Annotated in this window: 14 protein-coding genes; 11 read left to right on the forward strand and 3 right to left on the reverse strand. The window is 66.3% G+C overall.

Translation table 11 applies throughout. The features are described from left to right. The first annotated feature begins 66 nt into the window (after nucleotides 1–66). A complete protein-coding gene (locus tag ASG92_RS14765) occupies nucleotides 67–552 on the forward strand; it encodes a nucleoside deaminase (RefSeq protein WP_056629594.1) in 486 nt (161 codons plus the stop codon). Here ASG92_RS14765 and ASG92_RS14770 read toward each other — a convergent pair. Further along, complete coding sequence (locus tag ASG92_RS14770) at nucleotides 546–1,754, reverse strand: pyridoxal phosphate-dependent aminotransferase (RefSeq protein WP_200951975.1); 1,209 nt, start codon at nucleotides 1,752–1,754, stop codon at nucleotides 546–548. The genes ASG92_RS14765 and ASG92_RS14770 overlap by 7 nt on opposite strands. Nucleotides 1,755–1,869: 115 nt before the next feature. Here ASG92_RS14770 and truB point away from each other — a divergent pair, with 115 nt between their 5' ends. The 10 genes from truB (at nucleotide 1,870) to ASG92_RS14820 (ending at nucleotide 11,962) form a co-directional block, all read left to right on the forward strand. Next, nucleotides 1,870–2,820, forward strand: a complete 951-nt coding sequence (gene truB / locus ASG92_RS14775) for a tRNA pseudouridine(55) synthase TruB (RefSeq protein WP_200951976.1) — start codon at nucleotides 1,870–1,872, stop codon at nucleotides 2,818–2,820. Nucleotides 2,821–2,822: 2 nt separating this feature from the next. Further along, the gene (locus tag ASG92_RS14780) at nucleotides 2,823–3,176 is read left to right on the forward strand and encodes a hypothetical protein (RefSeq protein ID WP_056629600.1); all 354 of its coding nucleotides are present in this window, start codon (nucleotides 2,823–2,825) and stop codon (nucleotides 3,174–3,176) included. A gap of 19 nt (nucleotides 3,177–3,195) precedes the next feature. Continuing rightward, the gene (locus ASG92_RS14785) at nucleotides 3,196–3,636 is read left to right on the forward strand and encodes a hypothetical protein (RefSeq protein WP_240987140.1); all 441 of its coding nucleotides are present in this window, start codon (nucleotides 3,196–3,198) and stop codon (nucleotides 3,634–3,636) included. Nucleotides 3,637–3,797: 161 nt separating this feature from the next. Beyond that, nucleotides 3,798–4,781 (forward strand): bifunctional riboflavin kinase/FAD synthetase, encoded by a 984-nt coding sequence (locus ASG92_RS14790; protein ID WP_056629603.1) that lies wholly within the window; start codon nucleotides 3,798–3,800, stop codon nucleotides 4,779–4,781. A gap of 42 nt (nucleotides 4,782–4,823) precedes the next feature. Continuing rightward, entirely contained in the window at nucleotides 4,824–5,678 is an 855-nt protein-coding gene (gene kynA / locus ASG92_RS14795) for a tryptophan 2,3-dioxygenase (RefSeq protein WP_056629605.1), read from the forward strand. Continuing rightward, on the forward strand, nucleotides 5,675–6,946 hold the full coding sequence (locus tag ASG92_RS14800) for an aminotransferase class V-fold PLP-dependent enzyme (RefSeq protein ID WP_056629607.1): 1,272 nt from the start codon (nucleotides 5,675–5,677) through the stop codon (nucleotides 6,944–6,946). The genes kynA and ASG92_RS14800 overlap by 4 nt, the downstream gene beginning before the upstream one ends. 183 nt (nucleotides 6,947–7,129) lie before the next feature. Continuing rightward, nucleotides 7,130–7,399, forward strand: coding sequence for a 30S ribosomal protein S15 (rpsO, locus tag ASG92_RS14805; RefSeq protein WP_028271969.1), 270 nt, complete (start codon nucleotides 7,130–7,132; stop codon nucleotides 7,397–7,399). A gap of 247 nt (nucleotides 7,400–7,646) precedes the next feature. Next, nucleotides 7,647–9,911, forward strand: coding sequence for a polyribonucleotide nucleotidyltransferase (locus tag ASG92_RS14810; RefSeq protein WP_056629609.1), 2,265 nt, complete (start codon nucleotides 7,647–7,649; stop codon nucleotides 9,909–9,911). 170 nt (nucleotides 9,912–10,081) lie between these two features. Then, complete coding sequence (locus tag ASG92_RS14815; protein WP_056629611.1) at nucleotides 10,082–11,425, forward strand: pitrilysin family protein; 1,344 nt, start codon at nucleotides 10,082–10,084, stop codon at nucleotides 11,423–11,425. Nucleotides 11,426–11,500: 75 nt separating this feature from the next. Further along, nucleotides 11,501–11,962 (forward strand): DUF1579 family protein, encoded by a 462-nt coding sequence (locus ASG92_RS14820; RefSeq protein WP_056629614.1) that lies wholly within the window; start codon nucleotides 11,501–11,503, stop codon nucleotides 11,960–11,962. Between the two features lie 39 nt (nucleotides 11,963–12,001). Here ASG92_RS14820 and ASG92_RS14825 read toward each other — a convergent pair whose 3' ends face one another. Then, complete coding sequence (locus ASG92_RS14825) at nucleotides 12,002–12,283, reverse strand: hypothetical protein (protein ID WP_056629615.1); 282 nt, start codon at nucleotides 12,281–12,283, stop codon at nucleotides 12,002–12,004. 101 nt (nucleotides 12,284–12,384) lie between these two features. Further along, the coding region (locus ASG92_RS29855) for a transposase (RefSeq protein WP_240987141.1) at nucleotides 12,385–12,662 on the reverse strand (278 nt) is incomplete at its 5' end.

Here is a 12,662-nt window from a genome sequence, read left to right on the forward strand (position 1 = left end):
GATGGGCGCCGCAAAACGGGCCGCAGCGGGCCTCGGAAAGACCCGCGTGCTGGCTATGATCAGATCATGCTTGCGCAACCTTCAGCTGCAGATGTCGTGAAGTACCTGAACGAGGCCGTGGCTTTGGCGGAACGGAATGTGGCCGCCGGCGGAGGGCCGTTCGGCGCCCTCGTGGTCACCGCTGACGGCACCGTCCACGAGGGAGTCAACCGGGTCACCCGGGACAACGATCCCACCGCGCACGCTGAAGTGGTGGCCATCCGGACTGCGGCCGCGGAATCAGGCAATTTCGATCTGAGCGGTGCGGTCCTCTACACCAGCTGCGAACCCTGCCCGCTCTGCCTTGCGGCGGCGCTCTGGGCCCGCATCGACCGTGTCTACTACGCGGCGGACCGGCACGGCGCGGCGGCCGCGGGGTTCGACGACGCAGTGTTCTACGAATACTTCGGAGGCACCCGGCCGGAACTGCTCCCGGTCAGCCACACTCCGGTTCCGACGTCGGACGCCCCCTTCGAGGCCTGGCGCAGCAACGCGGAACGCACCGATTACTGATCCGGCTGGCTGTCCCTGCCCGTGACCGGTGAACTGCCGGCGGTGGCCGGCTCCCTTGAGGGGAGCCTGCCCACGCCCTCCACAAGGTCGGCCTGGCTGGTGCACAGCGCTATGCGGATCCAGCCCTCGCCAATGGAACCAAAGGCAGTGCCGGGGGCAAACGAAACGCCGGACTCGGCGAGGAACTGGCGCACCCATGCCCGGACATTTCCGCCGCTCACATGCGAGACGTCAGCCCACAGATAGAACGCCCCCTGCGCGCTGAGGAACGGGATGCCCTTGGACGCCAGGATGGCTGACGCCGCGTCCCGGTTGGCGCGGTAGTGCGAACGGGCGTGCGCCACGTAGTCCTGCGGGCCCGTCAGGGCAGCGAGCGCCGCATACTGGGACGGGGAGGCCACGCACGAGACGATCGCCTCCATCACGTTGTTCATCCGCTGCTCGAGTCCGGGCGGGCAGACGAGGGCGCCGATCCGGAGCCCGGTCAGGCCGTAGGTCTTGGACAGCGTCAGCGACGTGAACACCCGCGCTTCGCCTGGCACGGCGCTGTCGAAGCGGGCCGGACTCACGTGCGGAACGTCGTAGGTGAAGGCCTCGTAGCATTCGTCTGAAATGATCCACAGGTCGTGCCGGCGGGCCAGTTCCACGAGCCGGCGGGTCAGGTCCTCGCCCAGCACGGCGCCGAGCGGGTTCGACGGCGAATTGAGCATGAGGACCCGGGTCCGCTCCGTGATGAGTGCTTCGATGTCCTCGATCCGGGGCTGGAAGTCGTGGGCGGGATACAGGGGATACCCGACCGGCACGGCGTGAAGCAGCCGGCTGGTCATGGCGAACGTGGGATAGCCGGGATTGGGGATCAGGATCTCGTCACCCGGAGCGAGCAGCAGGCTCATCGCGAAGTGCAGGCCCTGCTGGGCTCCGTCAACCACATACACGCGGTCGGCTCCGATGTCGGCACCGGACTGCTCACGGAACCTTGCCGCAAAGGCTTCCCGCAGTGCGGGGATCCCGGCGTTGGGCGTGTAGTTCGTCTCGTCGCGGTCAAGGCAGGCCATGCCTGCCTCCAGGACATGCCGGGGGAGGGGAAAGCCCGGCTCCCCGATGCTCAGCACCACAGCGCCCGGCGTGCGCCAGGCTGCCTCGGTGATCTCGCGGATCTGGTTGACGGGGACTTCGCGGACGTGCGCTGCAAGCTCGGGCATGACTGCCATCCTAGCCCTGCCGCCCTTGCCGGCCGCGATCCCATACACCCTCGGCGGGGAGACGGCCGGAGGGCGTGGAACCGGCGGCCCGGCTGGCCCCGATATACTGGGAGGCGTGCTTTCTGGACTGGTAATAGTGGACAAGCCGCAGGGATGGACCAGCCACGATGTGGTTGGCCGGATGCGGCGGATCGCCGGTACCCGGAAAGTGGGCCACGCTGGAACGCTGGATCCCATGGCAACCGGCGTGCTCGTCGTCGGAATCAACAAGGCCACACGGCTGCTCACCTACATTGTCGGCACCTCCAAGACCTACACGGCGACCATCCGGCTCGGTGAATCCACGGTCACGGACGACGCCGAGGGAGACATCGTCAGCAGCGCCAGCGCCGCGGACCTGACCGACGACGCCATCCGCACCGGGGTAACCGCCCTGACCGGCGAGATCCAGCAGGTGCCCAGCAGTGTCAGCGCCATCAAGGTCAACGGCGAACGGGCCTACGCCCGCGTCCGTTCCGGCGAGGACGTCAAGCTCGCGGCCAGGCCCGTGACCATCCACCGCTTCGAAGTCCACGGAATCAAGCGGGAACAGGGCAGTGAAGTGGTGGACGTGGATGTCACGGTGGAGTGCTCCTCCGGCACGTACATCCGTGCGCTGGCCCGCGACCTGGGCGATTCCCTGGGCGTCGGCGGGCACCTGACGGCGCTCCGCCGGACCCACGTGGGTCCGTACTCGCTGGACCAGGCCCGGACGCTCGAGCAGCTTGCCGAAGAGCTCCAGGTCCTGGAAATGTCCAAGGCCGCCCGTGCCCTCATGCCCAACCGTGAGCTCAGCGCCGAGGAAACCACCGAGATCTCCTTCGGCCGCCGCATCGCCGCCGGAGCCCCGGCCGGCTCGGCTGACGCAGCCACAGCGGAGCGTCCGGCGGCCGCGTTCGCGCCCGACGGTTCACTCGTGGCGCTGCTGGCGGACACCGGCAGTTTCGCGAAGCCCGTGCTCGTGTTCGCGCCGGGAACAGGCGGACCGGCCACCGGCGTATCGAATACCGGCGGGCAGGCCGGATAGCCTTGGACGCATATTTCTACATCATTCTGGGGGTCGGACTCCTGTCCACCATCATCTGCGTGGTGGCCGGCATCCTAAAGAAGGCCCCCAACGATGTCACCATCCTGTCGGTGGCCGCCGTCGAACTGGCCTTGCTGGTCTACCTGGTGGGTTCGATCGTCCGGGTCATCGCCGGGGAACGCATCGCGGGGGAGGCCTGGGAATTCTGGGGCTACATCGTCACCGCCCTCATGCTGCCCGTCGCAGCGGTGTACTGGTCCATCCTGGAGCGGACCCGCTGGAGCAACTTTGTCCTGGCCGCCGTCGGTGTGACCGCCCTGGTGATGGCCGCCCGAATGAACCAGATCTGGTACTGAAGTGGAAGAAGCACGCAACGTGACAGCTACGTCCTCCGAACATACGGCCAAGAAGCCGGCCGACACCCGGAACACGGGACCGGGCCGCCTCCTCATCGCCGTCTACGCCGTCTTCGCCATTTCGGCCACCGCCCGCGCCGGCTACCAGATTCTCACCAAGTTCTCCGAGGCACCGCTGGCTTACGTGCTGTCGGCTTTCGCCGCCCTCGTGTACGTCGTGGCCACGGTGTCGCTGGCGAAAGCCGGACGCACCTGGTTCAAGGTGTCCGTCATCGCCGTGCTGGTGGAACTGATCGGCGTGCTCGTCGTTGGCGCGCTCAGCGTGTTCGACGCCGTCCAGTTCCCGCACGAAACCGTGTGGTCATTGTTCGGGCGCGGCTACGCTTTCATCCCGCTGATCCTGCCCGTGCTCGGCCTGATCTGGCTCTACCGCCGGCGGCCGGCCCCGCGGTCCGCCTAGTCACTGCCGCGTGTCCGGGACTCCCGCAGCCGGTAGATCACCACGTGCGCAGGCTCCGGCGCGGTCCGTGACGCCGGACGAATGCGGGTAATCTTAGAGAGTTCCGGAGCCTGGAAGGGCACCCGGACGTGTTTCCTGTCAGGTAGTAAAAGGCGAGGTTGATGGTCCACATCTGGAACGATCCGACCGAGGTCCCCGACGACTTTGGTCCTTCCGTTGTCACTATCGGCAATTTCGACGGCGTCCACCGCGGCCACCAGCAGGTGCTGTCCCAGCTCATCCGGACCGCACGGATGAACCGCGCCAGGTCAGTCGCCGTGACCTTCGACCCCCACCCTTCGCAGGTCCACCGACCCGAGAGTGCCCCCGAGCTGATCATGGGGCTGGAGGACAAACTCCAGGCCCTCGGCGAGCTTGGCCTGGACGCCGTGCTGGTCATGAAGTATTCGCTCGAGCTTGCGAGCCTTACCCCCGAGGAGTTCGTGGGGTCCGTCCTGGTTGACAGCCTTCACGCCAGCCACGTGGTCATCGGCCACGATACCCGCTTTGGCCGGGGCAACTCCGGTGACCTGAACACCATGAAGCAGCTGGGCGAGCAGTTCGGCTTTCAGGTGCTGGTCATCAGCGAATTCGGTTCCGAGGGTTTCCCGCTGCACGACGACGGCGGCACGGACCGCCGCTGTTCGTCCACCTGGGTGCGTGAAGCACTGAACGACGGCGACGTCGCCACGGCTGCCGCGGTCCTCGGCCGCCCGCACCGGATGCGGGGAGAAGTGGTCCACGGGGCCGCCCGGGGCCGTGCCCTGGGATTCCCCACGGCCAACCTCGCCCACGAAGCGAGCGGCCTCATCCCCGCCGACGGCATCTACGCGGGCTGGCTCGTGGACCAGGATGGCACGCGCTGGCCGGCCGCCATCTCCGTTGGATCAAATCCGACGTTCGACGGCGTCAGCCGCCAGGTGGAAGCCCATGTGATCGACCGGCCGGAAGAGACCATCGAGGACTTCGATCTGTACGGCCAGACAGTAGTAGTTGAATTTGTTGCCAGGCTCCGCGGCATGGTGGCATACCGTGGGCCTGAAGCCCTCGTGGAGCAGATGCGCGAGGATGTGGTGCAGACGCACGGCATCCTCCTCAAGCGCTGAACCGTCCGCCCCACACAGTAACTTGGCAAGGAAGGCAACGCTGTGACCGTGGAGAAGAACACCAGAAAACTGGACAAGGGGATCGTCCGCGATTTCAGTTCGCGGATGAGCTACGCGTCCTACCTCCAGCTGCCCACGCTGCTCAGCGCCCAGCAGCCGGTCAGCCAGCCGGAACATCACGACGAACTGCTGTTCATCATCCAGCACCAGACCACGGAGCTGTGGCTCAAGCTGGTGCTCCATGAACTCCGGAGCGCCGCGGAACGGCTGCGGGCGGACGATCTCGGCACCGCGCTCAAAGGCATCGCGCGGGTCAAGCACATCCAGAAGACCCTGACGGAACAGTGGTCGGTGCTCGCCACGCTGACACCCACGGAATACTCGGAATTCCGCGGCTTCCTGGGCAACTCCTCCGGATTCCAGTCCAGCCAGTACAGGGCCGTGGAATTCGTGCTGGGCAACAAGAACAAGAAGATGCTGCCGGTGTTCGAATCCGATCCGGAGGCCCACGCGCTGCTGCAGGAAGTCCTCGAGGCCCCGAGCATCTACGACGAATTCCTGGCGTACCTCAAGCGGCAGGGCTTCGACGTACCCGATTCCGTGCTCAACCGGGATGTGACCAAGGCCCATGAGTTCGCGCCCGAACTGGTGCCGCTTTTCAAGTACATCTATGAAAACGCCTCCGCCAACTGGGGCGCCTATGAGGCTTGCGAGGAACTCGTGGACCTGGAGGACAACTTCCAGCTGTGGCGGTTCCGGCACCTGCGCACCGTGCAGCGGACCATCGGCATGAAGGCAGGGACCGGCGGCTCCAGCGGTGCGGCCTTCCTGCAGAAAGCCCTCGAACTGACGTTCTTCCCCGAGCTGTTCGCCGTCCGGACGGAGATCGGCCAGTGAGCGCCCCTAACCCGCACGCGACCAACCCGCAGGCGACGGGCACCTCAGACGCCCTGAGGCAGCGCGCCGTCGAACTCGACGCCGCCGACCCGCTGGCAGGCTACCGCAGCCACTTCATCGGCACGGAAACTGACCTGTCCTACCTGGACGGCAACTCCCTGGGCCGCCCGCTCAAGCGCACGCCCGGCGACATCAGCACATTCATCCACGAGGGCTGGGGCGGCCGCCTGATCCGCGGCTGGGACGAAGAATGGCTGGAGCTGCCCCAGGCCATCGGCGACCAGCTCGGCCGGGCGGTCCTCGGTGCCGCGCCGGGCCAGACCATCATCGCCGATTCCACCACCGTGGTCCTGTACAAGCTGATCCGCGCGGCGCTGGCAGCAGTGAAGGATCCCACGAGGACAGAAATCGTCCTGGACACGGACAATTTTCCCACCGACCGCTACCTCGTCGAGGGCATCGCGGGGGAGGAAGGGCTGACCCTGCGCTGGATCGACGCCGACCCTTCCTCCGGGGTGACCCTCGACCAGGTGAGGGAGGCCGTAGGGCCGGCCACCGCCGTCGTGCTTCTCAGCCATGTGGCGTACCGCTCGGGGTTCCTGGCCGACCTGCCCGGAATAACGGCGGCGGTTCACGACGCCGGCGCGCTGGTGGTGTGGGATCTGTGCCATTCCGCGGGGTCAGTGGAGCTGGAGCTGGACGCCTGCGGCGTCGATTTTGCCGCCGGCTGCACCTACAAGTACCTGAACGGCGGCCCCGGCTCGCCGGCCTTCGCCTACGTCAAGGCCCGGCACCTTGGCGGGCTGTCGCAGCCCATCTGGGGATGGATGGGCAGGAAGGATGCCTTCGAAATGGGGCCCGGCTACGAGGCGGCCCCGGGAATCCGCGGCTTCCTCAGCGGCACGCCCGCCATCTTCGGAATGATCGCGATGCGGGGCACACTGGACCTGATCGAGGAAGCCGGCATGCCTGCCATCCGGGAGAAATCGCGCCGGCTCACGGCATATGCGCTGGAGCTTCACGACGCGTGGCTCGCACCAGCCGGGGTGAGGCTAGCAACGCCGCGGGATCCGGAACTGCGCGGCAGCCACATCACCGTTGACCATCCGGCCTTCCGCGAGGTGACGGCGGCGCTGTGGGAGAAGGACGTCATCCCGGACTTCCGCGCACCGCAGGGCATCAGGATCGGGCTCTCCCCACTGAGCACGGGCTTCACGGAGGTGCACCGCGGCATGGACGCCATCCGGGCCCTGCTTCCGGCCGACTGACGGTTCTGCCGCGTTTCGACAAGATTGCAACAAGGCCGGTAAACTAAGCGGTGGATCCGGCTGCAGTCCGTGGTTGCTGGATCCTGCTGTGTGCGGGACTCTCTTGTCAAGGGGAAGATCCGCCCGGCACACCCGGCAGTGAAGTACTGACTCGGGCCTCACGGCACATCTCTAGGAGTTATTGTGGCACTTGACGCCGCTGTAAAGCAGTCCATCATCAAGGATTTCGCAACGTCCGAGGGCGACACCGGTTCGCCGGAGGTCCAGGTTGCGGTCCTGACTCAGCGGATCAAGGATCTCACTGAGCACATGAAGGAGCACAAGCACGACTTCCACACCCAGCGCGGTCTGCTGGCCATGGTTGGTCGTCGCAAGCGCATGCTCACCTACCTCAAGAACACGGACATTGCCCGCTACCGTGCGCTCATCGAGCGTCTCGGCCTGCGCCGCTAGTCTGAACCAGGGGGCGGCCCTTTCCTCTGATGGAACGGGCCGCCTTCTTCAGTAGAAAAACTAAACAGGAGGATCAACCGCATCACGCATTCGCGGTCCTCGGTAGTGATCCCCGGGAAGCTTCGTTGACTGAAGCCCGGCCCGTGGGTCTCGATCGATGACCGGGTGCAGTGCAGGCCAGTAGACAGATGCTGGACTGGGTTGATGCGGCTGGACTTCCGTTAAACAAGAAACGGAGGTGACTCTCTTGGAGGGTCCCGAAATCCAGTTCTCAGAAGCAGTCATTGACAATGGCCGCTTTGGCAAGCGTGTAATCCGCTTCGAAACCGGCCGCCTTGCCAAGCAGGCAGCCGGCGCAGCCATGGTGTACATCGACGAAGACACCGCGCTTCTGTCCGCCACCACGGCCGGCAAGCACCCCCGCGAAGGCTTCGACTTCTTCCCGCTGACGGTCGACGTCGAAGAGCGCATGTACGCCGCTGGCCGTATCCCGGGCTCGTTCTTCCGCCGTGAAGGCCGCCCGTCCACCGAGGCCATCCTGGCTTGCCGCCTGATGGACCGTCCGCTGCGTCCGGCCTTCGTCAAGGGCCTGCGCAACGAGGTCCAGATCGTCGTCACCGTCCTGGCCATCAACCCGGATGAGCTCTACGACGTCGTGGCCATCAACGCCTCCTCGATGTCCACCCAGCTGTCCGGACTTCCGTTCTCCGGCCCGATCGGCGGCGTCCGCGTTGCCCTCGTGGCAGACGAGCAGGGCTCGCAGTGGGTTGCCTTCCCGAAGCATTCCCAGCTGGAGAACTCCGTCTTCAACATGGTGGTTGCCGGCCGCGTAGCCGGTGACGACGTCGCGATCATGATGGTCGAGGCCGAAGCCACGGACAACTCCTGGAACCTCATCAAGGAACAGGGCGCCACTGCCCCCACCGAAGAGGTTGTTTCCGAAGGCCTCGAGGCCGCCAAGCCGTTCATCAAGGCCCTCTGCGAAGCTCAGCAGGACCTGGCAGCCCGCGCCGCCAAGCCCACGGTTGAGTTCCCGGTCTTCCTGGACTACCAGGACGACGTGTACGCCGCCGTCGAGGCCGCTGCAGCCGAGAAGCTGACCGCCGTGTTCCAGATCGCCGACAAGCAGGAACGCGACACCGCCGCCGACGAGCTGAAGGAAGAAGTCGTTGCTTCGCTGTCCGGCCAGTTCGAAGGCCGCGAGAAGGAACTGTCCGCAGCCTTCCGCTCCGTCACCAAGCACGTGGTGCGCCAGCGCATCCTGAAGGACCAGATCCGCATCGACGGCCGCGGCCTGACGGACATCCGCCAGCTGACCGCCGAGGTCGAGGTCCTGCCCCGCGTCCACGGCTCGGCAATCTTCGAGCGCGGCGAAACCCAGATCATGGGTGTCACCACGCTGAACATGCTCAAGATGGAACAGCAGATCGACTCGCTGTCGCCGGTGACGCGCAAGCGCTACATGCACAACTACAACTTCCCGCCGTACTCCACCGGTGAGACCGGCCGCGTCGGTTCGCCGAAGCGCCGCGAAATCGGCCACGGTGCCCTGGCCGAGCGTGCGCTCGTGCCGGTGCTCCCGTCCCGCGAGGAGTTCCCGTACGCCATCCGCCAGGTGTCCGAGGCCCTCAGCTCCAACGGATCGACGTCGATGGGCTCGGTCTGCGCCTCCACGCTGTCCATGCTCAACGCCGGTGTGCCGCTGAAGGCCGCCGTGGCCGGCATCGCCATGGGCCTGGTCTCCGACCAGGTTGACGGCCAGACCCGCTACGCGGCCCTGACCGACATCCTTGGCGCCGAAGACGCCTTCGGCGACATGGACTTCAAGGTCGCCGGTACGTCCGAGTTCGTCACGGCCATCCAGCTGGACACCAAGCTCGACGGCATCCCCGCCTCGGTGCTGGCAGCAGCGCTGAAGCAGGCCCGCGAAGCACGCCTGCACATCCTCGAGGTCATCAACGCCGCGATTGACACCCCGGACGAGCTCTCCGAGTTCGCACCGCGCGTCATCGCCGTCAAGATCCCCGTGGACAAGATCGGCGAGGTCATTGGCCCCAAGGGCAAGATGATCAACCAGATCCAGGAAGACACCGGCGCGGACATCTCCATCGAGGACGACGGCACGGTCTACATCGGCGCCACCAACGGTCCGTCTGCTGACGCAGCACGGTCCGCGATCAACGCCATCGCCAACCCGCAGGTTCCGGAAATCGGCGAGCGCTACCTGGGCACGGTCGTCAAGACCACCACGTTCGGCGCCTTCATTTCCCTGACCCCGGGCAAGGACGGCCTGCTGCACATCTCCGAGCTGCGCAAGATCGCCGGCGGCAAGCGCGTGGACAACGTCGAAGACGTGGTCTCCGTGGGCCAGAAGATCCAGGTCGAGATCACCAAGATCGACGACCGCGGAAAGCTGTCCCTGTCTCCCGTGGTGGCCGAAGAAGAAGGCGCCGGCGAAGCCGACCGCGTTCACGCCTCGGCAAACGCGGAGGGCTCCGACGCCGCCGAGTAGTTCCACGGCTCGGGCGGCGACACGCAGTCGTTGCTGAGCTGAAGACGGCGGGGCCGGTGGTTGATCCACCGGCCCCGCCGCCGTTAACCCGGGCTCCCGGGGAGACGCCGACCGCGGGGCCCGCTGGTACGATTGCAGGCAGATTTGGCTCCGCTTCCTGAAAGGCCTTGATGACTGTCGTACCCCTGCCCCTGGCGCAGAACCACCCCGGCGACACCCTGATCCACGGAGCCGACGGCGGCTCCGAAGTCCGCCGTTCCGTTCTCCCCGGCGGCGTGCGGGTGCTGACCGAGGCGATGCCGGGCCAGCGGTCCGCGACCATCGGTTTCTGGGTCGGCGTGGGCTCCCGCGATGAGGCACCGGGCCAGCACGGCTCCACGCATTTCCTGGAGCACCTGCTGTTCAAGGGCACCAAGCGGCGCACCGCGCTCGAAATCGCGTCGGCGTTCGACGAGGTGGGCGGGGAATCGAATGCCGCCACCGCCAAGGAGAGCACCTGCTACTTCGCCCGGGTCCTGGACACCGACCTGCCCATGGCCATTGACGTGATCGCGGACATGATCACCGGCGCCGTGCTGGATCCCGCTGAGATGGAGCAGGAACGGGACGTCATCCTGGAGGAAATCGCCATGGACAGCGATGACCCCACGGATGTTGCCCATGAGCATTTTGTCGCCGCGGTGCTCGGAACCCACCCGCTTGGGCGGCCCATCGGCGGCACACCGGACGCCATCCGGGCTGTGGCCCGCGATTCGGTGTGGGACCACTACCGGCGGTACTACCGTCCCGACGAGCTCGTGATCACCGCCGCCGGAGGCCTGGAGCACGACGTCGTCTGCCGCCTCGTGGTGGATGCCCTCCACGCTGCCGGCTGGCCGCTTGTGCCCGGCGCGGCGCCGGTGGACCGCCGGTCCACGGTACGCGCGGACATCACCGGGACGGCGGGCCTCCACGTGGTCAAGCGCCCGGTGGAGCAGGCCAACATCATCATGGGCTGCCCCACGATTGTGGCCACGGATGACCGCCGCTACGTCATGAGCGTGCTGAACGCCGTGCTGGGCGGCGGAATGTCCTCCCGACTGTTCCAGGAGATCCGCGAGAAGCGCGGACTGGTCTACTCCACCTATTCCTTCGCCTCCTCCTACGCCGACGCCGGCTATTTCGGGATGTACGCCGGCTGCACGCCCACCAAGGTCCGCCAGGTGGTGGAACTCCTCGGCGCGGAACTCGACAAGCTCGCGGACGGCGGTATTTCCGACGACGAACGCCGCAAAGCGGTCGGTCAGCTGTGCGGCGGAATCGTGCTGGCGCTGGAAGACACAGGGTCGCGCATGTCGCGCCTGGGCCGCGCGGAACTGGTGTCCGGCGAGTACCAGGACATCGACGAAACGCTCCGGCTCATTAAGGCCGTGACGGCCGGGCAGGTCCAGGAACTGGCCCGCGAACTTGCCGCGGCGCCCCGCACGGTAACGGTGGTCGGGCCCTTCGAGGAGAGCGAAACCTTCGGCCTCTGACGCGTGGGTGGCGTGTCTCTGGACACGCCCCGGGGGCGGGGCGATGATGGAGCCAACCCCACTCGGGAGGAAAGAATGGACCGTCCGCAACCGGGGTCAGCACACGAGGCGCTCGAGATTTTCGTCGGGCGCTGGCTGGGAACCACCGAGCTGGCCGCGTCCCACTGGGGGCCCGCCCGGACCGCCACGGCGGAGGTGACGTTTACGCGGGCGGCGGGCGGCTTCGCCGTGGTCCAGACCTACCGTCACACCGAGGCGGACGGCACCCATTTCGAGGGCCACGGCGTCTTCACCGTGGACCCTGACCACGATGAAACCCTCTGGTACTACGTCGACAGCATGGGCCGGCCTCCGGCAATGCCGTCGCGCGGCGTCTGGCATGATTCCACGCTGACAGTGGAGCGGCACAGCGACCGCGGAACCGCCAGGCACACGTTCAGGGTCGACCGGGGGGTCCTGATCCACACCGCGGAACTCCGGCTGGGCGTTGCGCAGGACTTCACCCCGTTCATGACGTCAATCTGCCACCGCGCCTGAGGCACTGGCCTGGCCTGCAGGCCGCGCGGTTCCGGGCGGCTAGCCCACTACCTCAACGATCCGGGTCTTCGGGGCACCGGACAGGGCAGGTGCCACGTCGGGGGAGTTCCACACTTTCTCGTGCAGGTTGGCCAGCAGCCCCTCGGCCTGTTCCCGGCTCTCAAAGTCGAGTTCCACCACGATGTATTGCGCATCGTCCACCGGGCGTCCAATCCGGTGGGCTACAACGCCCGAGCCCGCACGGTCCACCGGGTCGCGGTCAAAGGCGGCCTTCCATATGTCAAAGTCTTTGATCGCGTGCTCAATCTGCAGGGTGAACATTCCGGTCTCCTTAGGCGTACCGCTCTCCGTCGGCGCGGTAGTGCCATGGTAGATCCCGGTGTGTGGCAGCGACATGGCTTTGACCCAACTAGTGGTGTGTCTCAGTTTTGTTTGATGGATTCGAGGGCGACGCGGCCGCGGGCYACTTTTTTGAGGATTGAGTCTGCGGTCGCGGTCCAGACCAGGGGTTTGGGTTCGGTGTTGTGAACGGTGAGATACTCTTCGATCTTGTTGATCAGGTCCGGTACGGAATGAAACGCTCCACGGCGCAGGGCCTTGTCCGTCAGCTCCCGGAACCAGCGCTCGACGAGGTTGAGCCACGAGGACGAGGTGGGAGTGAAATGCAGCTGGAACCGGGGATTTTTCGCCAGCCAGGAGC

Source organism: Arthrobacter sp. Soil736, assembly GCF_001428005.1.
Taxonomy (GTDB): Bacteria; Actinomycetota; Actinomycetes; order Actinomycetales; family Micrococcaceae; genus Arthrobacter.

What these genes read in the sequence shown, in the direction of transcription:
- ASG92_RS14765 (WP_056629594.1), top strand. Translation starts at nt 67, where the DNA reads ATGCTTGCGCAACCTTCAGCTGCAGATGTCGTGAAGTACCTGAACGAG.
- ASG92_RS14770 (WP_200951975.1), bottom strand. Translation starts at nt 1,754, where the DNA reads ATGCCCGAGCTTGCAGCGCACGTCCGCGAAGTCCCCGTCAACCAGATC.
- ASG92_RS14790 (WP_056629603.1), top strand. Translation starts at nt 3,798, where the DNA reads ATGGTCCACATCTGGAACGATCCGACCGAGGTCCCCGACGACTTTGGT.
- ASG92_RS14815 (WP_056629611.1), top strand. Translation starts at nt 10,082, where the DNA reads ATGACTGTCGTACCCCTGCCCCTGGCGCAGAACCACCCCGGCGACACC.
- ASG92_RS14820 (WP_056629614.1), top strand. Translation starts at nt 11,501, where the DNA reads ATGGACCGTCCGCAACCGGGGTCAGCACACGAGGCGCTCGAGATTTTC.
- ASG92_RS14825 (WP_056629615.1), bottom strand. Translation starts at nt 12,283, where the DNA reads ATGTTCACCCTGCAGATTGAGCACGCGATCAAAGACTTTGACATATGG.